The organism is Rubrobacter aplysinae, from assembly GCF_001029505.1.
Taxonomy (GTDB): domain Bacteria; phylum Actinomycetota; class Rubrobacteria; order Rubrobacterales; family Rubrobacteraceae; genus Rubrobacter_A; species Rubrobacter_A aplysinae.
Genome location: NZ_LEKH01000012.1, coordinates 38355 through 57663, shown reverse-complemented (window position 1 = coordinate 57663; position 19309 = coordinate 38355). Strand labels below are relative to the sequence as shown.

The 19309-nt window shown below is 65.6% G+C and carries 17 protein-coding genes; 14 read left to right on the top strand and 3 right to left on the bottom strand.

The features are described 5' to 3' along the window. Nucleotides 1-7 precede the first annotated feature (7 nt). The 12 genes from ABD53_RS11925 to ABD53_RS11870 all read left to right on the top strand — a co-directional run bounded on the left by ABD53_RS11925 (nt 8) and on the right by ABD53_RS11870 (nt 14154). Nucleotides 8-886: a methylenetetrahydrofolate reductase gene (locus tag ABD53_RS11925; protein WP_160309687.1), complete on the top strand. Its 879-nt coding sequence runs from the start codon at nt 8-10 to the stop codon at nt 884-886. Nucleotides 887-962: 76 nt separating this feature from the next. Next, the gene (locus ABD53_RS11920) at nt 963-1877 is read left to right on the top strand and encodes an IclR family transcriptional regulator (RefSeq protein ID WP_235401573.1); all 915 of its coding nucleotides are present in this window, start codon (nt 963-965) and stop codon (nt 1875-1877) included. A gap of 390 nt (nt 1878-2267) precedes the next feature. After that, a complete protein-coding gene (locus ABD53_RS11915) occupies nt 2268-3677 on the top strand; it encodes an MFS transporter (RefSeq protein ID WP_084709603.1) in 1410 nt (469 codons plus the stop codon). Nucleotides 3678-3706: 29 nt separating this feature from the next. Continuing rightward, nucleotides 3707-4651 (top strand): PLP-dependent cysteine synthase family protein, encoded by a 945-nt coding sequence (locus ABD53_RS11910; RefSeq protein WP_047866026.1) that lies wholly within the window; start codon nt 3707-3709, stop codon nt 4649-4651. Between the two features lie 107 nt (nt 4652-4758). Next, nucleotides 4759-5991, top strand: coding sequence for a M24 family metallopeptidase (locus ABD53_RS11905; RefSeq protein WP_047866025.1), 1233 nt, complete (start codon nt 4759-4761; stop codon nt 5989-5991). 231 nt (nt 5992-6222) lie between these two features. Next, nucleotides 6223-7566, top strand: coding sequence for a cytosine permease (gene codB / locus ABD53_RS11900; RefSeq protein WP_084709602.1), 1344 nt, complete (start codon nt 6223-6225; stop codon nt 7564-7566). 106 nt (nt 7567-7672) lie between these two features. Continuing rightward, the gene (locus tag ABD53_RS11895; protein WP_235401571.1) at nt 7673-8467 is read left to right on the top strand and encodes a creatininase; all 795 of its coding nucleotides are present in this window, start codon (nt 7673-7675) and stop codon (nt 8465-8467) included. A 354-nt stretch (nt 8468-8821) separates the two neighbouring features. Next, nucleotides 8822-9538 (top strand): polysaccharide deacetylase family protein, encoded by a 717-nt coding sequence (locus ABD53_RS11890; protein ID WP_152670752.1) that lies wholly within the window; start codon nt 8822-8824, stop codon nt 9536-9538. After that, a complete protein-coding gene (locus ABD53_RS11885) occupies nt 9535-10713 on the top strand; it encodes an acyl-CoA dehydrogenase family protein (protein ID WP_047866023.1) in 1179 nt (392 codons plus the stop codon). Before ABD53_RS11890 ends, ABD53_RS11885 begins: the two co-directional genes overlap by 4 nt. Further along, entirely contained in the window at nt 10710-11306 is a 597-nt protein-coding gene (locus tag ABD53_RS11880) for an SAM-dependent methyltransferase (RefSeq protein ID WP_047866022.1), read from the top strand. Before ABD53_RS11885 ends, ABD53_RS11880 begins: the two co-directional genes overlap by 4 nt. Beyond that, nucleotides 11303-12505: an NAD(P)/FAD-dependent oxidoreductase gene (locus tag ABD53_RS11875; RefSeq protein WP_047866021.1), complete on the top strand. Its 1203-nt coding sequence runs from the start codon at nt 11303-11305 to the stop codon at nt 12503-12505. Before ABD53_RS11880 ends, ABD53_RS11875 begins: the two co-directional genes overlap by 4 nt. Beyond that, entirely contained in the window at nt 12502-14154 is a 1653-nt protein-coding gene (locus ABD53_RS11870) for a glycosyltransferase family 2 protein (protein ID WP_047866020.1), read from the top strand. Before ABD53_RS11875 ends, ABD53_RS11870 begins: the two co-directional genes overlap by 4 nt. 57 nt (nt 14155-14211) lie before the next feature. Here ABD53_RS11870 and ABD53_RS11865 read toward each other — a convergent pair whose 3' ends face one another. The 3 genes from ABD53_RS11865 to ABD53_RS11855 all read right to left on the bottom strand — a co-directional run bounded on the left by ABD53_RS11865 (nt 14212) and on the right by ABD53_RS11855 (nt 17487). Continuing rightward, complete coding sequence (locus ABD53_RS11865) at nt 14212-14664, bottom strand: DUF7452 domain-containing protein (protein WP_047866019.1); 453 nt, start codon at nt 14662-14664, stop codon at nt 14212-14214. 346 nt (nt 14665-15010) lie between these two features. Beyond that, complete coding sequence (locus ABD53_RS11860; RefSeq protein WP_047866018.1) at nt 15011-15394, bottom strand: LPXTG cell wall anchor domain-containing protein; 384 nt, start codon at nt 15392-15394, stop codon at nt 15011-15013. Nucleotides 15395-15645: 251 nt separating this feature from the next. Then, nucleotides 15646-17487, bottom strand: a complete 1842-nt coding sequence (locus ABD53_RS11855; RefSeq protein WP_235401569.1) for an O-antigen ligase family protein — start codon at nt 17485-17487, stop codon at nt 15646-15648. 293 nt (nt 17488-17780) lie between these two features. On the opposite strand from ABD53_RS11855, the gene ABD53_RS11850 reads away from it, so the two are divergent. Both ABD53_RS11850 and ABD53_RS11845 read left to right on the top strand, forming a co-directional pair. Next, nucleotides 17781-18512, top strand: a complete 732-nt coding sequence (locus ABD53_RS11850) for a YveK family protein (RefSeq protein ID WP_047866016.1) — start codon at nt 17781-17783, stop codon at nt 18510-18512. Then, complete coding sequence (locus ABD53_RS11845; protein ID WP_084709596.1) at nt 18509-19240, top strand: CpsD/CapB family tyrosine-protein kinase; 732 nt, start codon at nt 18509-18511, stop codon at nt 19238-19240. The genes ABD53_RS11850 and ABD53_RS11845 overlap by 4 nt, the downstream gene beginning before the upstream one ends. Nucleotides 19241-19309 lie beyond the last annotated feature (69 nt).

Below are 19309 nucleotides of genomic sequence, written 5' to 3'. Positions count from 1 at the left end.
GGAAAGTGTGAGACTCGGACCATCGCTGAAGACTGCCAAAGAGCAGCGGGCCTCCAAACGGGCTTCTCCCGCTGTACAACCCGAGCTGCGCTACGAGCTCATCCCCACCGAAGGGGCAGCGGGGGAGGCAAACTCCCTCCCACCGGGCACCAGGGTGAGCGTCACCTGCTCCCCCTCTTTCGGGCTGGACGCCTCGCTGGGGCTCGCGGAGCGGCTGGCCGCGAGGGGGCTGGAGGTCATCCCACACCTCTCGGCCCGGCTAATCGAGAGCGAGGAACACCTGGAGGACGTCGTGCGGCGGCTGGAGGCAACGGGTATCCGGGAAGTCTTCGTCATCGGCGGAGACTCCGAGGAGCCCGCAGGCTCCTTCTCTAGCGGGGCGGAGTTGCTCGGGGCGTTGGCCGGGTTGGATCACGGCCTCGAAAGGATCGGGGTCCCGGCCTACCCGGAGCCCCACCCGCTCATAGAGGAGGAGGCCCTTTTCGGGGCTCTGCTGGAGAAGCAGCGGTTCGCCTCTTACGCGGTTACCCAGATCTGCTTCGACCCCGGTGCCGTGCTCCGCTGGATAGAGTGGGCCCGCGAGCGCGGGTTCGATCTGCCGGTCTACGTCGGTATACCCGGCGTGGTCGGCAAAGCCCGGCTACTCCGCATCTCGATGAAGATCGGGCTCGGAGACTCTCTGCGCTACCTGACCAAACAGCGCGGGCTCGCCGGACGCTTGTTTGGTGCCGGGGCTTACCGTCCGGATGAGCTGATAGACGCGCTACTACCCTACATGGGCGATACTCGCTACGGCCTCGCCGGGTTCCACATCAACACATTCAATCAAGTGTCCGCCACGCAAGCCTGGCTCAGGAAGCGTGGACTATTCCAGCCCGCCGGATAGCCGGAGGAGTCCGCAGGGACGTAGATAAACCGTACAGCCTCTCCCAGAATCGGCGGAGCACCCGTACAATGACGAGGTGGTGGTAGAAGGCGGGCGCTGGACGGTCAGCGTCCCGGTGCGCGACACTCTGATTCGTAAGGAGCTTGGTATGGGGCGTGGCTCGACGGGAGACGCGGTAGAGCGGCAGGAGGAGAACGGGGCGTCTTCCAAGACGGGCACCTCCGCCCTGCGCAACGGCATATACGTCCTCCAGGCGTTTAGCCGGGAGGAGCCGGTGCTCGGGGTGAACGAGATCTCCCGCCGCCTCCAGCTGCACAAGAGCACCGTATCCCGGATACTCGCCACCCTGGAAGAGACCAGCCTCGTCGAGCGGGACCCCGCGAGCGGCCGTTTCCGGCTCGGCATCGGGGTCATCGCACTCGCAGGCCCGATGCTGGCGAACATGGACGTGCGGCGCGTGGCGCGGCCGTTTCTGGAAGACCTATCACGCGAGACGGGCGAGACGGCCGTGCTCACCGTGTGGAGTGTCCGGGAGACGGTGAGCGTCGAGCAGGCCGCAAGTCCCCGCAAGGTCAAACACACCTCCCCCGTGGGCACCCGCTACCCGGAGGCCGCCAGCTCTTCGGTGCGGGTCTTTCTCGCCGAAGATCCGGAGGAGGCCCAGAAGTTCGCCGAACGTGGCCTCGAAAGGCTCACCGAGCGCACCACCGTGGACCCCGACGCCTTTTTCGAGGACCTACGCCGTATCCTCCAGAGAGGCTACGCGATCAACGACGGTGAAACCTCTCTCGAGGAGACCGGCATCTCTGCCCCCGTCCGCGACAATCGGGACCGGGTAATAGCCGCCGTACTGCTGACCGCCCCGCGTTACCGCGTACCCGCAGACCGCACCCACGACCTGGGAAAGATGGTCAGGCAAACCGCAGAGCGGATCTCGATCAGCCTGGGCAGCCACGTAGACGCTCCGGAGGCCGACGCTCCCGGAAGCTGAGTAGGCCCGACTCATGTAACCCTCTCCCAAAAGGTGAGCATATCCCGGCGAACGCAGAACCCGACTCGCCCGCACGGGAGACCCCACCACGCGGACCAACGCCACTCTCCCCACTCGCGATACATCCGGTACGCTCCGCGTCCTCCAAGATATCCAAGAGCTCCAAAAGCTTCCTCAGCCGCATGGCCGATAACTGCCGATCCTGACACGCGACTACCCAGGATCATGGCGTGAGTCTCATTCCAGACACCGTCAAATCTGCGCTCGTCCCAAAAAAATTGTGAAAACTTACCCTGAATCGTTGACAGCCCTATTACCAGCGTTTACCTTGTTCACAACACCGTTGCTATAAATGCAACTGTATTTGTGGGAAAGGCCGGGAGGTACGATTTGTCGGTTCGAGGAGACGCAGCGGCGCCGGAGGCTCGGGCTTCCGCCGTCAGACGGGCCGTTACGGGCGCGGCGGTTGGGAACCTGATCGAGTGGTTCGACTACGCTTCTTACGGGTATCTGGCGGCCACGATCGGGGCGGTATTTTTCGCCTCGGGCAACGAGACGGCCGCACTTCTGGGAGCTTTCGCCGTCTTCGCGGTCTCGTTCGTGGTGCGCCCGATAGGCGGTCTGTTCTGGGGTCATTTCGGGGATAAGCTGGGCCGCAAGCGGATCCTGGCGCTAACGATCATCATCATGTCCGCCTCGACCTTCTCTATCGGTCTGATACCCAGCTACGCCACGATAGGGCTGGCCGCGCCGGCGCTGTTGCTCGTCGCCAGGCTGGTACAGGGGTTCTCAGCCGCCGGCGAGTATGCCGGGGCGGGCTCTTTCATAGCGGAGTACGCACCGGAGGGACGCCGGGGGTTTCTGGTGAGCATGGTCCCGGCGAGCACGGCGGCCGGTCTGGTACTGGGAGCCGGCGTCGCCTCGCTGCTCCAGTTCAACCTGGGGGAGGCCGCGCTGCAGGGCTGGGGCTGGCGGCTCCCGTTTCTCGCGGCGGGTCCGCTCGGGCTAGTCGGCCTTTACATCCGCCTGAAGCTGGAAGACACTCCGCTCTTTCAGGAGCTCGAGCGCAGCCGGGAGACCGTACAGGCGCCCCTGATCGCGGGTCTACGCCGCAACTACAAGCAGATCCTCGTCGCATTCGGCATCGTGTGCCTGAACGCCGTAGGCTTCTACATGATCCTGAGCTACATGCCGACCTACCTGTCCGAGGAGCTCGGCTTCGACCCCGTCGCCTCGATTCTTACCACGATAATCTCGCTTGCCGCCTACGTGATCATGCTGCCGATAGTGGGATCGTTGAGCGACCGGATCGGCAGGAAGCCCGTGCTCATCAGCGCGTGCGTGCTGTTCGTGTTGTTCACCATCCCGGCGTTCGGATTGATGTCGCTCGGGGGCATAGGATTCGCCATACTCGCCCAGATACTGCTCGGCGCGATGCTCGCGGGCAACGACGGCGTGCTCGCCACCTTCCTCACCGAGATGTTCCCGACGACCGTGCGCTACAGCAGCTTCGCGCTCTCGTTCAACCTCGGAAATGCGATCTTCGGCGGCACCGCCCCTTTCATCGCCACCTTCCTCATCGCCCAGACCGGCAACGACTTCGCCCCCGGCTTCTACCTGATAGCGGCGGCCATAATAGCCCTGGTGGCGATGCTGATGACACGAGAGACGGCCTGGCAGCCCCTGCAACAGGAGCAGGACGAGAGCCCCGCAGCAGATACCGCCCCCCGGCCAGAACCGGACCTCATGCCGGAGGCCAGAGCGACCAGGGTGGATAACACACCGGACAAGACTCTATAGGTCCGCAGGACAGAGAAGGAGGTAAAAGGATGACGGCATCCACGACCAGGACCACCGTACCGGGGGTCACGCACAACGTGCTGGACTCTATAGGTAATACCCCGCTGGTAGAGCTTGAGGGCTTCTACGTCAAGCTGGAGTACCTGAACCCTTCGGGCTCCGTAAAGGCCCGGATTGCCCGGTACATGATCGAAAAAGCCGAGGAGGAAGGCCGCATAAAGCCCGGAGACACCATCGTCGAGGCCACGAGTGGAAATACCGGCAATGCGCTCTCGATGGTCGCCGCGGTAAAGGGCTACAACATGCTCGTCGTCATGCCGACCGGCCTCTCCGGCGAACGGGTCGCAATCAGCCGGGCGCTGGGGGCCGAGGTCCTGGAGGTCGGCCACTTCCACGTTGACGAGGCGCTGGCAAAGGCTCGTGAGCTCGGCCAGCAGGACGGATACTTCTGCCCCGCCCAGTTCGAGAGCGAGCACAACGTCGAGGAGAACCGGACCTGGCTCGGCCCGGAGATACTCGCCGGCTTGCCGGAAGGTGTCGTGCCGGACGCCCTGGTGATGGGCGTCGGGACCGGGGGCACGCTGGTGGGCGTCGGACAGGCTTTCAGGGAGGTCAACCCGTCGGCGAAGCTCTTTGCGATGGAGCCCGACGAGTCATGCACCATTCTGTGCGGCGAGATCGGCCAGCACCTCGTGGAAGGAATCTCCGACGGGTTCGTGCCCGGCATCTACGAGCGTCACCGGAGTATGGTGGACGGGGTGCTGCCCGTGAGCTCCGAGGAAGCCGTCTCCGAGATGCGCCACCTGGCGCGCACCTACGGGCTGTTCGTCGGTCCTTCGAGCGGGGCGAACCTGGTGGCGGCGCGGCGGGTGCGCCGAGAGCACCCGGAGCTCGAAAACATAGTCACCCTGCTCTGTGACGAGGGCGAGAAGTACATCTCAGAGCACTTCACGCAGGGTTACGCCGGAGGATGAGAGACGCCCCCTCAAGCAGAGACATCTTGAGCAAGGATACGGCATGACGTAGGCCGGAGGGTCCGGCGCGGAGTGTATTTCAAACCCCAGAAGAGAAGGAGAGCGACATGCAGCAGATAAGCGACCTGCCGAAGACGAAGCTGATCCACAACGGAGAGAAGGCGACGCCCACCTTCTCGAACGAGGAGATGGAGCGCCGCAACGCCAGGCTCCGGCGGCACATGGCTGATCAGGGCATAGAGGCAGTGCTGTTCACCTCCTACCACAACATCAACTACTACAGCGATTTCCTGTACACCCAGTTTGGCCGCAGCTACGGGCTGGTGGTAACCCAGGAGGAGAGCATCACCCTCTCGGCCAACATAGACGCCGGCATGCCCTGGCGCCGCAGCTTCGGCGAGAACCTCGTATACACCGACTGGCACCGGGACAACTTCTTCTACGCCGTGCGGCAGGTTCTGGAGGAGGCCGGTCTCACACGGCTGCGCCTCGGCGTCGAGGATGACGACATGACCCTGGAGACGAGGCGCAAGGTGCAGGACGCCCTGCCCGAGGCCGAGCTCGTGGACATCTCGCAGGCGACGATGGCCCAGCGTATGATCAAATCCCCCGAGGAGATAGACCTCATAAAGAACGGCGCCCGCGTCGCGGACATCGGCGGCGCAGCGGTCGTGGAGGCGATACACGAGGGCGTGCCCGAGTACGAGGTCGCCCTGGCCGGCACACAGGCGATGGTGCGTGAGATCGCCCGCACCTACCCCCACGCCGAGCTGCGCGACACCTGGGTGTGGTTCCAGTCGGGGATAAACACCGACGGCGCCCACAACTGGCCGACCTCCCGCGAGGTCCAGCACGGCGACATCCTGAGCCTGAACTGCTTTCCCATGATAGCCGGGTACTACACCGCACTCGAAAGGACGCTGTTCTTCGGCGAGGCCTCGGAGAAGGCACTGGAGCTGTGGGAGGTCAACTGCCAGGTTCACCGGCGCGGCCTGGAGCTGATAAGGCCCGGCGTGCGCTGCATGGACATCGCGGGCGAGCTGAACGAGATCTTCCGCGAGCACGGCCTGCTCTCGAGCCGCACCTTCGGCTACGGCCACTCCTTCGGCGTACTCGGCCATTACTACGGCCGCGAGGCCGGGCTCGAGCTGCGGGAGGACATCGAAACGGTGCTGGAGCCGGGCATGGTCGTCTCCATGGAGCCGATGATCATGGTCCCAGAGGGCGAGCCCGGCGCCGGCGGCTACCGAGAGCACGACATCCTCGTCGTCGGGGAAGACGGCGCGGAGAACATAACCGGCTTCCCGTTCGGCCCGGAGCACAACGTCATTGGAAGCTAGCCAAGTATAAAGCCTCGGAGCGTGGCGGAACTGGTGGGGACCGGGCCGCGCTCCGAGGATAAACGAGGGAGACACGCCCATTCTTCGAGACCAGGGTAAAAGCCGGCGGGGTCGGGGCCGGATCCCCCTCCCGCCAGCGGGAGAAACCCACGGCGGTTGTGGAGCAAACCTGGGCCCGAGGGACGTGAGAGCGGCCAAGAAATCAGGACAAAGCAGGGAAAGGAGCGCAAGATGAGCCAGAGTCAGGCGGCAAGACAGGAAGAGAGCAAGCAAGACTACCCGCTGCAGGCGGTGCCACAGGGCGCGCGGAGGTCGGACTGGACGATAGCCCTGATCCTGCTCGGGTTTACCTTCTGGGTGGGCTCGATGTACGCCGGGGGCCAGGTCGGTCCCGGCTTCTCTTTCTGGAATATGGTCGGCGTCGTGATGCTGGGGAGCGCGATGCTCGGCGCGTACGTCTGCGTCCTCAGCGTCGCCGCCCAGCGCAGCGGCCTGAACACGGTGCTGCTGGCCCGTTTTAGCTTCGGCGAGAAGGGCAGCAAGATTGTGGACAGCCTGCTCGGCTTTACCCAGATCGGCTGGTACGCCTGGGCGATAGCCCTGCCCGGCGTGATCCTGGCCGACATTATAGGCCCGGGGTGGTTCATACCGCTGGTCATCCTGTTCACCCTGGCCTTTACCTGGACGGCGTACATCGGCATCTCCGCGCTCGCCATACTGAGCCGCGTGTCGGTACCCACGATGCTGATTCTGATAGGCATAAGCCTGTGGCTGGCCACCGGTGACGCCGGCGGCCTCTCGGACCTCACCGGCATCGGCGCGACCTCCGAGGTCGGCATCGCGCTGGCGTTGACCCTGATCATCGGCACCTTCGTAAGCGGTGGCACCCAGATCACCAACTGGACCCGCTTCTGCTCCACCACAAAAGGCGCCATCCTTGCTGGATTCGTCGCCTTCACCCTCGGCAACGGCCTCTTTATCTTCGCCGGAGCGATGGGCGCGCTGGTGTATCAGGAGGCGGACCTGACCCGCGTGCTCGGCATACAGGGCCTACTGGCCGCCGGGCTCCTCCTGATGCTACTCAACGTCTGGACCACCGCCGACCGGACCGCCTACGCCTTCTCCGTAGCCGGGGCGAACTTCTTCCGCACCGAGAAGCGCCGGGGGATCGTCATCGGCGGCGCGCTCATCGGCATCGTGCTCGCCATCAGCGGCTTCTACAACTTCCTGGAGAGCTACCTGATCCTCCTCGGCACGTTCATCCCGCCGGTCGGCGCCGTGATAGCCGCCGACTACTTCATCAAGTGGCGGGCCAACGTCCCGGATCTGGACTCGGTCCGACTTCCGGCGTTCAACTGGGTCGGCATCGTCACCTACTTCGCGGCCTGCCTCGTGGCGCAGTTCTCGCCCGGCGTGCCGCCGGTAAACGGCCTCATAGCCGGTGTCGTGATCTATCTGATCCTCAACAAGATCGCCGAGAAGGCCGGCGCGACGCCGGAGTCCGTCGTCCGTCAGCCCGAACCCCGCAACGCCGAGCCGCGCGCCGAGCACGAGGAGGAACCCGTACGGGAGTAGCGGTACCGAGCCCAACAGCCGCGACGCATCGAGGAGCCCGGGTGGAGTATGTCTCCCGGTCTCCTCCGCGGTAAGCCAACGCCTGGATAGCTAGATAGGAGAGAAAGTGGCACAGAGAACCAGGACGCTATCTGAGATGACGTGGCCCGAGGTCGAGGAGGCCATCGGGCGCGACGCCGGGGTGTTCATACCCATCGGGGCGACCGAGCAGCACGGCTACCACCTGCCACTGGCGACGGACACCATCCTCGCCACCGAGCTATCGTACGCGGTCGCCGACGAGCTGGATTTCCTCGTCGCACCGCCCATCGAGTACGGCTACCGCTCGCGTCCGTTGAGCGGCGGCGGCCAGGGGTTCGTCGGCACCACGTCTCTAAACGCCCGGACGCTGATGTCACTGGTGGAGGACGTGGTCGGGGCGCTGGTGGATCAGGGCTTCAAGCGCCTGGCGCTGGTCAACTGGCACTTCGAGAACCAGAACTTCATCTACGAGGCGGCCTACCTGGCGCTGGAGCGTCACCCCGATAGTGGTGCCCGCATAGTCCTCGCAGAGCATCCCTTCGCCGAGCTATCCCAGGAAACCCTCGACGTGCTCTTCCCGAGCGGCTTCGCGGGCTGGGACGTGGAGCACGCCGCCGGCATGGAGACCTCGCTCATGCTCCACCTCCGGCCCGAGCTCGTCATTTTCGACCGGGCGGTGGACGACGCCTCCGAGCGCCACCCCTGGTACGACGTGCTCCCCGTCCCCGACGACTTCGTACCGGAGTCCGGCACGTTGTGGAAGGCGACCCAGGCCAGTGACCGGCAGGGTAAGGTGGCCTGGGAGGAGATAGTAGCGCAGTTCCGCTCGGCCGTCGCCACGGAGGTATCTCCCGCCAAGGACAAGGCGCCGGGAGTGTAGAGTCCGGCCCCCATAGGAGGTTTGGCGGACGCGAGCCTTGAGGCGTTTGCTGGCTCCACGTCCGCCTCTATAAGCCCACGCTCCCGGTCCGGTACCCGGCCGGTCCCCTACGGAGCACGAGACGACGTGGGGTTCCGGCAGGGAGGCACGGAGTTGTCAGACGTAGCCGCCTCTCACCAGCCGTAGACGGGGCTCGCCGCGTAGACCGCTTCGTGAACCACACGTACCACCGCATAGGAGACGTCGGCCTCCGCTCCGTGGGTGGGCGCGTCGGGCTACACCAAGAGCCGCGTGATTGGAGCCTATCCGGTAGCCGGGGGCTAAGTTAGGAGGTTATGCTAGTATCTGGCGGCATTGTCAGGCCCCGCCACAAACAGGATCATACCGGAGACCGTACTAGAGCCGCCACGTCAGAGCAGTAGCGTGGAGGAGCCCCGAGAGGCGGCTCCCGGGGTGGCGATGACCTTCGACGATGGGCCAGACCCGATCTGGACCCCGCTCGTGCTGCGGGCGCTGGAAGAGGCGGAGGCCAGGGCCACGTTCTTCGCCGTGGCGCCGCTGGCCCGACGTTATCCGGGTTTGATCCGCTCTGCTCTCGGGAACGGGCACCGGGTGGAGCTTCACTGTAGCCGGCACGTACGCCACACAGAGATGACCAGGGACGAGGTCGAGCAAGATGCCCGCGCCGGGCTGCGAGACCTCGCGGAGGCCTGCGCGAGCCCCACGCTCTGGCGTCCGCCGTGGGGCGTCTGTGCCCCGTGGACGCAGGAGGTGGCCGCCGATATGGGTCTCGGCCTGGCCTTCTGGACCGAGGACACCCACGACTGGCGCGGAGACGCCGCAGGCGAGATGCTGGACGGCATCGGCGACGATATCGGTCCCGGCTCCGTGGTGCTGATGCACGACGGCCTCGGCCCCGGAGCCCGTCGTAAGGGCTGCGAGCAGACCGTCGCGCTGGTCGGGAAGCTGTCCCGGCGTATCCGCGAGCTCGGCTGCGAGCCACGGCCCATGTCCCCCATACCCCACGTGACCGACGTGACCGGCGGCGCGGACTCTCTGGAGGGGAAATGAGATCTACGACCGGCGATACCCGCGAGACCAGTAGGCTGGATGAGAGCACCCCGCTTCCGGGTCTGGATCACGCCGTCCTGGACGACGCCCTCGCCGAAATACGGCGCGGCGCGGCCGGGCGTGACGAATCCCCGGCTTTCCCCCACCTCCCTTTCGAGTTGCTCGCACGGGCGGGGGCGCTCGCCCTGCCCGTACCGGAGCCGGTATCGGGCCCCGGACGCCGGGCAACGTTCAGGAAGGAGTGGTCCGCGCTCAGAGCGGTAGCCGATGCCGACGGCTCCGTCGGACGGATCTACGACGGCCACCTCAACGCCGTCGAGCGGCTCTCCATCGCGGCCCCCGAGCCGCTACGCAGCCTGGAATTGGAGAGGGTCGCCGGCGGTGGGCTACTGCTCGGGCTCTGGGGCGCGGACCCGGTCCCCGGCGAGGGCGAGCCCGCGCGGCTAGCCGGGGCCGGAGATAAGACTACCCTGCACGGCGTCAAGACCTTCTGCTCCGGCGCGGGCGGCGTGGACCGGGCCCTGGTGCTGGCCCGAGGGCCGGAGGGCTCTCCGCCAGGACCACCGTATCTGGCGTACGTGGACCTCTCGGGAGCGCCCGAACGCCACGAGATAGACCGGGGCTGGTACAGGAGCGCGGGCATGCGCTCCTCGGAGAGCCACCGAGTCGTTTTCCGGGACGCTCCGGTGCTCGCCGTGCTCGGTGGTCCGGGTGAGATCTCCCGCGACCCATATTTTGGCCGCGACGCGGTCCGAACCGCCGTCTCCTGGGCGGGCATCGCCGACCGCGCCGTGGACTCGGCCCTGGCGACGCTGGCGGAGAAGACGGGCGGAGATCCCGACGACATAGTCTCGCTCGCCGCCGGCAGGATGCTGGCCGAGCGGGGCACGATGGACCGCTGGATCGAGCACGCCGCCACCGTCGCCGACGCGGACGCGGAGGCGTCGTTCGCCGGGCTCTCGATCCGGCTCCGCTCGACGATCGCCGACTCGTGCCGCAGGATGCTCGACGAGGCGGCCCGGGCCTGCGGCTCGCGCCCGTTCGCCGTCTCCGGCCCGCTGGACCGCGCCCGGCGCGACCTAGAGCTGTTTCTGCTCCAGCATCGCCTCGAACCGGCCCTCGCCCGCGCCGGCCGGGAGGCGATCCTGGACTCCAGGGGAGCGGACGAGCGGTGAGCCGCGCCGGACGGCTGGATCGCGAATACTTCGAGGGACTGTACAGAGCCTCCGACGACCCGTGGAACTTCTCTACCAGTGACTACGAGCGGAAGAAGTACGAGGATACCCTGTCCGCGCTCGGTGGTCGGCACTTCGGGCGGGCGCTGGAGATCGGGTGCTCCATCGGGGTGTTCACCGCGATGCTGGTCCCGTACTGCGACAGCCTGCTCGCCGTGGACGCCTCGGAGAAGGCCGTTGCCCTGGCCCGCGAGCGGCTAGCCTCCGTACCGAACGTCCGGGTCGAGCGTCGCACGATGCCCGAGGAGACGCCGGAAGGCCCGTTTGACCTGATCGTGGCCTCAGAGGTCCTCTACTACTTCGACCGGGAGACGATGCTCGCCGCGCTGCGTGGTCTAGAATCGGCGCTCGCCCCCGGCGGCACGCTGCTCGCCGTCCACTGGCGGCACCAGACGCGGACGTACCCGCTAGGGGGCGACGAGGTACACGAGGCTATCCGGGCCAGCACCATGCTCTCCCCGCGGATCCAGCGGGCGACGCCGGACTACCGGCTAGAGCTGTACGAGGACGACCGGAACGGAGACACCGAATGACCCAGCAAGCCCGTCAGAACCAGCAAGAGCGCGTGGTGATCGTAGGCGGCGGCCCGGGCGGTATATCGGCGGCTAGAGCCTACCGGGACACCGGCGGCACCGGGCACGTGACCCTCCTGGCCGGGGAGCAACACCCGCCCTACCGGCGGCCGCCGCTGACGAAAGAGTACCTGCGTGGCGAGCTGGAGAGAGACGAGCTCCCGATGCAGCCCGCGACCTGGTTCCAGGAGAACGGCGTGGAGCTCAGGCCGGCGACTCCGGCCTCCTACCTGGATGCCGGGCGCGGCGTCGTGGGTGTGGAGGGCGGGGACGAGATCCCCTACGACGCCTGCGTGCTGGCCACCGGCTCCGAGCCGATCCGGCCACCCATCCCCGGCGCGGAGGACCCGGAGGTCCTCACCATGCGCACCGTCGAGGACTCCACCAGCCTCTCCTGGCTGGCCGCAAATGGTAACAGCGTAATCGTCGTGGGCTCCGGCTTTATCGGCTGCGAGGCCGCCGCCTCCCTGGCGATGCGCGGCGCCGAGGTCACGGTGGTCAGCCTGGACGAGCTGCCGCAGGGGGCCCTGCTCGGCGAGGAGGCCGGCGGGCGCATCCGGCACTGGCTGGAAGAATACGGCGTCCGGCTCCGGCTCGGTGCGGAGGTCGAGAAGATAAGCCGCTCCGAAAAGGGCTTCGAGGTCGCGCTTGGCGGCGGCGAGCCGCTCGCGTCTGGCGCGGTCTTGCTCGGGACGGGCGCGAGGCCCCGGCTGGAGATAGCCCAGAACGCCGGCCTTACCGTCGAACCCGGCGGCATCCTGGCCGACGCCGCGATGCGCACGGAGGCGCCCGGCGTGTACGCCGTCGGCGATATCTCCTACGCATACAACCCCTCCGCAGGCCGCAGGCTGCACGTCGAGCACTGGGGGGAGGCGCTGAGCATGGGCAGTGTGGCGGGCACGGTCATGGCCGGCGGCGAGGCGCGGTGGGACACCGCCCCCGGCTTCTGGTCCACCATCGGGGGACGCACGATCAAGTACACCGCTTGGGGGGACGGCTCGGACGAGGCGAAGTTCGTCCCCCACGACGGCTCGGAGGAGTCCTTTACCGTGTGGTACGGACGCGAAGATATTTGTGTGGGTGTGTTGACACATAACTTCGATAAGGACTACGAAGAGGGCCGGCAGCTGGTGGAGTCCGGGGCGCCCATGCCCGTATGAGCGGCGTAGAGCTTCCACCTCTCGGGCCTCCCGAGCCGAGCCTCAAGGTCTCGGTCGTGGTACCGGCAAAAGATGAAGAGGATCTCATCGGGCGCTGCATACGCTCGCTGGCCGTGCAGAGTGGGGTAAAGCCCGAGGAGTACGAGGTGATCCTGGTGCTAGACGGCTGCTCAGACGCCACCGCGGACCGGGCTCTGGAGGCGGCCTCCGGTTACCCGGAGTTAAGGCTTGCCCTGCTTGAAGGTCCCGGTCTCGGGGCGGGCCACGCTCGGCGGGCGGGCATGGAAGCGGCCTGTGGGCGGCTGATCTCCCTCGGGCTCCCGGACGCTCTCATAGCCTCCACCGACGCAGATACTGTCGTCGCCCCGGACTGGGTCTGCCGGCAGCTCCGGGCCGCGGAAAGAGGAGCGAGGGCGATCGGGGGCCGGATAGAGCTCTTGGACGAAGACGGACTATCAGACGAGGTACGATCCTGGCGCGAGCGCCGGGGCGAGGCACGTCATCAGGATATCCTCGGGCGGCGGGACGATCCAGGCTCCGACTCCCGGGCAGAACACTGGCAGTTCTCGGGCGCCTCGATGTCCCTGACCGCCGAGGCGTACCAGGAGGTCGGCGGCCTGGAGCCCCGGGCCGCCCTGGAAGACGAGCAACTGGAGAGCGCACTGGAGCGTTGCAACGTACCGATACAGCGCCCGCTAGACGTGCGGGTCTCGACCTCGCCCCGGCTCGTCGGGCGTGCGAGCCGGGGGCTCGCACGGGACCTCTCCCTGGCCTCCTGGCTAAAGAACAATACCTACCCCGAGCCACCGGAGAACCTGGTGACCGGCGGGCGCGTCACGGTCAGCATAATAGCGCCCACGCACGATGAGACCCCCGGTCCCCTGGAAATGCAGGATCTGAGGGTTCTGACAGGGCTCACGGAGTTCACAGACGCGGAGCCAACCCTGATACCGGTCCCGGTACGAGGCGGCGGCGCGCCTCTAACGGAGGAGTTGGGCCTGGTAATGGGCAGGGGCGACGCGCTGTGGCGGGGACTATCTGAAGCGGACGGGGAACTCGTCGTCCTGCTGCCGGACCCGCATCCAGGGTCTCTGGCAGCGGTCCCGGCTCTGCTCGCCCCACTGCTCGAACGCCGCAGCCTGCACATGGTCAAGGGGTATTCGCCGGGTGCCGGCTCCGAGCTATCCAGGCTGGTGGGAGTGCCCATGATCAACCTCCACCACCCCGAGCTAGCCGGGTTCACCGAGCCCCTGTCACACTTCGTAGCCGCCCGCCGCCCGCTGCTGCGCTCGCTCCCCTTCCCCGTCGGCCCCGGAGTGGACGCCTCGCTGCTGCTCGATGCGGTATCCCTGCACGGGATACACGCCACGGCCCAGGCCGCAATCCCGCCGCAGCCGGACCGCTCCCCCGCAGCCGTCGAGGAGTCCCACGCGATGATCTCCGCCTTTCTCTCCAGAGTCCCGGGGCATACCATCCCCTCCCCGGCTCCCCTGATCGTGCCCGGTGTGGGCACGGAGGGGCCAGAAGGCTTCGACGTCGTCCGGGTGCAGACGGCGGAGCGGCCCCCGATGGGCAACTCGGACGGTTCCGGGAGATCAGAGAGGATAAAAACGTACCAGTCCCCGGATACAGCCGGGTCGTGGGTATAGTCTCCTGCGCCTCGACGGGCCAGGACCGCAGCGAGATTGCATCGCTCGTGACACGCTCTATCCCGTAGAGTCCGGAAAGACAAGGACGTTGAAGGCCGCATCATCTGGCATGGGCTCTCTATCCTGGTTGAAGATGGCCCATCTGTCCCTGCTGGCGTCGTACCATACTCCCACGGAATGGTCATTGTAGGTTCCGCCCTGGCCTCCCGGGTTCCAGCTCTGCGTAACGACTACGACGACCGCAGGGTTACCGTTGGTTAAAGGGTTGTCCAGGTAGGTGCTATTGGCTGAATTGTTCTCTGGTGTTACGCGGTGGACGAACACGGTAGACTCTCCCGGGAGGCCCGCCGAATCCTCTACCGCGGAAGTGGAGCCAGAGTCCACAGAGCCGGAGTCCGGGAGACCCGAGGGGAGGTTCGCGTAGTACGAGTAGAGGTAGTATCCCTCTGTAGTAAGTACCAGAATGAGGATCAAGACCAGCGACAGCTTTACGACAGACCTGATTCTCATCGGCCCCCCAGGTTATTCTCACGCAAGCCTACTTATCTAACAGGCCACGCAGAGCCTCTCTTCCGAGATGCATGGCAGAACACAGAGGACTGCCGTTCTAGAGCCTCGCGATCCTCTCAACCCTCCCATAGCTCTCGTAACCGGTGCCCCGTCGCGCCCCGAGGTTAATACTCTTTCTTCTTGTTCGAGGCACTCCCGTACTCTTTCACCGGGCAAGACACCCGAGGGCAGTTCGGGCGCCCCATCTCCTTACCCCATCATTCCTGGAGCCGGTACGCGATTCTGCCCAGTTACCGAACGTACACAACGCACCGAGTAACGTCGTGTAATAGGCGACTATACGGGTTCAGCGGCGTCCTACCTGCCTGATCAAAAGCATGCCGGCTCCGAGCATCGCTAGACCCGCCAGGCTCAGGAGGAGGGCGGGTCCGCCCGTATCGGGGAGCACGCTTACCGCCTGGCTCGCGGATCCCGCGGCGGCTCCCGGCTCACCAGACTGGGCGACCGAGGCGCTTGCGACATCTCCGGAACCGGCGCCTTCGGAACCAGTGTCTCCCGAACCGCTCTCGCTTGGACCAATCGAGCTTGCCGGATTCCCATATTGCTCGTCGGCGGGAGGGCCTCCCTGTTGCGCCGCCGCTACCGAAGACCAGGACAGCGTCAGCGCCAGCGTAGCGGCTATGATTACCATCATACGAAGGCTCGTCTGCAGGATACCTTCTCTACTCATCCGTTCTCCTCCGTTTGCTGCCGCTGGAAACATCTACGTCGTTTTTCCTGTAGTGTTATTCATCACCTATTTTTATAAGCTAACCACGACTACCAGGGGCTGAAAAGGGCCTCACCTCCCCTCTTTACCCGCAAGGCACCTTAAGCATGCAAAGGGGTCAAAGAATGCTAACCCTGCGGCAGCACCTAAGTGCTAGATAACTCGAGCATAGGTCTTCTGAACAGGGAGCCGCAAGGATAGAGGAGGCAGCCTTACGAGGCGGCTCCGAGCTCTTCTGCCCGTTTCTGCAGTTCCGGGTCCAGTGGGTTGAGCTCTATGGCCTCCCGGTACATCTCACGGGCCTTCTCGGTCTCGCCCTGACGCTGGTAGAAGACGGCGAGGATCTCAAGCGGCGCGTAGTGCTCGGGGTTAAGACGGGCGGCCTCAAGGTACGCCGTCTCCGCTCTCTGGGGGTCATCCGCCTGTAGCGCGAGCTCCGCTTCGCGCTGGTGCGGACGGGGATCGAGGGGGTTAAACGTCTGGGCCCTCTCGACAGCCGTTAGTGCCTCACCGGTGCTCGCGGTAGGGTTTGTACTCTGGTTCAGGTAATAGCCGGAGAGAGATAGCGGCAGGATAGCCGCCACCGCGAGCACCGAGATGCCGAGGCCCGCCGCGCGCAGCGGCCACCCGGCGGGCATATTCCTGGACCGCAGCCAGGGCAGCACTAGCACGGCCAGGTACACGAAGGCGGGCATCGTTACCGCCGGGAGCTGCCAGAACCACTCCGCGCTCGCGTGGACGAACCAGTAGGAGACCGCGGCCACCAGCGCGCCGACCTGGGCCTTACCCTGGGCGTTTAGTCCCGTGAAACGCTCCCACAGCCCGGCGGCGACGCACACGGCCATGAATCCCGCGAACAATACCCCGCCGACGAGGCCGCGCTCGGCCAGTATCTCTAACGGTAGCATGTGGGGCTGTTGCACGTAGCCGGCCACCGTATCCCGGTCTTGGTAGTAGGTGGCCTCGTAGTTCTGGGTCCCGACGCCTAGCGCGGGGTTCTGCGTAAAGTCCCCCCATGCCACCTCCCAGAGCGGGAAGCGGCCCGTCCCGGAGGCACTCAAAAAGCGACTCTGATCCTGCCCGGTGGTGTCGCTCGTTCTGAAAGCCTCCCACTTGTCCTGGGCCAGCGCGACCGGGCTCCCGACGCGTTCGTCCACGGCCACCAGTCCCGCGATGCACAGCACGGCGGCACAGACGAGTGTGGCCGCACCCGCCATCCTCACCAAAGCCTGAGGCGGTGTCCAGCGGCGGTCCAGCAGCCCCCAGAGCAGGCCGTAGAGCCCGGCTCCGGCGGCGGAGGCCCAGGCCAGCAGGATCACCCGGTCGAGCGTTACCCCGGGGCTCTCACCGTCCAGAAAACGCAGGTATACTTCGTTGAGCGCGGGGAAGGCTATGGCAACGGCAACGGCAACCGGGAGAAGGGCGAGCAACCCGCGCAGACGCTCGCCGGAGAAGACGAAGAAGACCAACGCAGACACCGCAAGCGCGACCATCGCCCCGCGAGATTGGGTAAGAACGGCCAGCTCGATGCAGAGGGTGGCACAGATCAGAACGCCAGCGCGCAGCACCGGGTTTATGGACCGAGACCCCGCCAGATACACGGCGACCCAGAAAGGGACGAGCAGAAAAGCCGCTTCACCGTTGTAATAGCCGACGGTCCCGACGAGCCTATTATCCTTGAAGAGCATCCCAACCTGTGAGGGTAGGCTTGAGAAGGTCAGCGCCGCCACTATCCCCGGCCCCGCAACCGAAGAGGCCAGGGCCCAGCGTCTTGAGGCTCCGAGTCGGATCAAGGCCGCCGCGACCAAGAATGAGAGGAGGTAGAGTAGCGCCTGCCCCGCGCCGAGCCAGGCCGCGCCCCCGTTTGGCGACCAGAGCATGGAGGCAAAGGTCCATGCCGTGTAAGCGGTCAACAGGCCTAGCGCGGCCACACTCCAGGGAGAGCCCGCCTCCCGCAGCAGACCCGTTACACAGAGGAGCAGCAGTAGTAGAGCCAGGATCAAGGCCACCGCCCCCCACTCTCCTACATAGTACCCGCCGCCCAAGTCTCCCATCCAAGTCACCATCAGGACGACCGCTACGAGTGCCAGGGACGGTGCCAGGCGGTTGTTTGTAAGAGTTTTGAAAGTGGTTCGCAGTCTGGAGAGGGCCTTCATCTTCTCCCGAATACTTTAATGTGCGACAAGTATATCGTCTCCGGCCGCGTAGAAGCACAGAAATGCGGTAGCGTGGCTGATTAGAGTCAGAAGTTAGAGTAAGAATGATCCCGCACAATAGAGGAAGCGTAGAATGTGGAGGAGTGTGGAATACAATTCTCCTGGAAAGTAGTGTTCGGATTGGTGAGCCTTTGAAAGGCAACGAACCGGGATATGCCGTCTCCCTGACAGACTTTCTCCGTATACTCTGGAGAAGGCTGTGGATAATAGTGCTGGCTGCGCTGCTCTTCGCCGCGGCGGCGGCGGGCGTGAGCCTCACGCAGACGCCGCGGTACGAGGCCACCACGACGATACTGGTCAGCCAGAGCCCTTCGCAAGACTCCACGAGCCTGGGGAGCGACGTGGCCGGCGTACAGAGCCTGGTGCAGACGGTCGTGGAGGCGGTTTCGAGCCGTCCTATAGCCGCTTCCGTGGTAGACAACCTCGGGCTCCAGGTGGAGCCGCAGGCCCTACTGGAAAACACCAGCGTAGAGGCCGTGCCGGACACCCAGTTCATAGAGGTCGTTTACACGGACACGGACCCCGCCCGGGCCGAGCAGGTGGCGAACTCCATCGGCCAAGTTTCATCCAACCAAGTTTCCGAGGTGAGCGGCGGTGTCATAACCGCGGAGGTCTGGGAGCCTGCGGTGCAGCCAACCTCCCCGGCGAGCCCGACCCCTATACTGAATGGACTGCTCGCCCTGGGTCTCGGGCTGATGTTCGGGGTGGGACTCGCTATATTGCTGGAGTTCATGGACGACAGCTGGCGCTCCGCGGAGGAGGTAGAGGAAATCTCCGGCGTGCCCACCTTCGGCATTATCCCCGAATTCGGCGCCTCGTCCGGCAGGAAGACGTCCAAGGTATCTAAGAGGTCCGGCTCATGAGTGAAGACTTCCAACGCCCCCAGGAAGATCCCCAGGACCAACAGCAACAGACCTCCGGCAGCGGCGTATCCGACGGTCTCGTGACCTTCCTCGACCCGGAAGGCGTCGCCGCCGAGGCGTACCGAACCCTGCGTACGAACCTGATCTACGCCCTCGTGGACGAGCCCCCAGAGGTGATAGTGCTAACCAGCGCCAATCCCCAGGAGGGCAAGAGCACGGTCTGCGCGAACCTCGGGGTCGTGCTCGCGCAGGCAGAGAGGAGCACCCTGATCCTGGACTGCGACCTTAGGCGGCCCTCTCTACACCAGATCTTCGGCCTGCGCAACATGCGGGGCCTGGTAGACGTGGTCGCCGGCGGCCGGGAGCCCGCCGGCGTCTGGCGGGAGCCGGTCGAGAACCTGCGGGTAATAACCTCCGGCCCTATACCGCCGAACCCGACGGAGCTTCTGGGCTCCAAACGGTTCTCGGAGTTTCTCTCTGCAATACGCCGGGAGTTCGACTACGTGCTGCTCGACGCTCCCCCGGTCGGGCTGGTCTCCGACCCCTCAATCCTCGCCAGTCAGGGCGACGGCGTACTGCTAGTGCTCGACGCTCAGAAGACCCGCAAGGCGGCCCTACGCCAGAGCAGGCGCAGCCTGGAGGCCGTCGGGGCGAAGGTGTTCGGCACCGTTATGAGCAACGTCGGCGGCTCCACCGCCGGATACTACGGCAAGCAGGCTTACAAGTGAGATGTCTCCCGACCCCGGCGTATCCCCGGTAGAGCGTGCGTATCTCCGGTAACGCGCCCGGCCATCTTT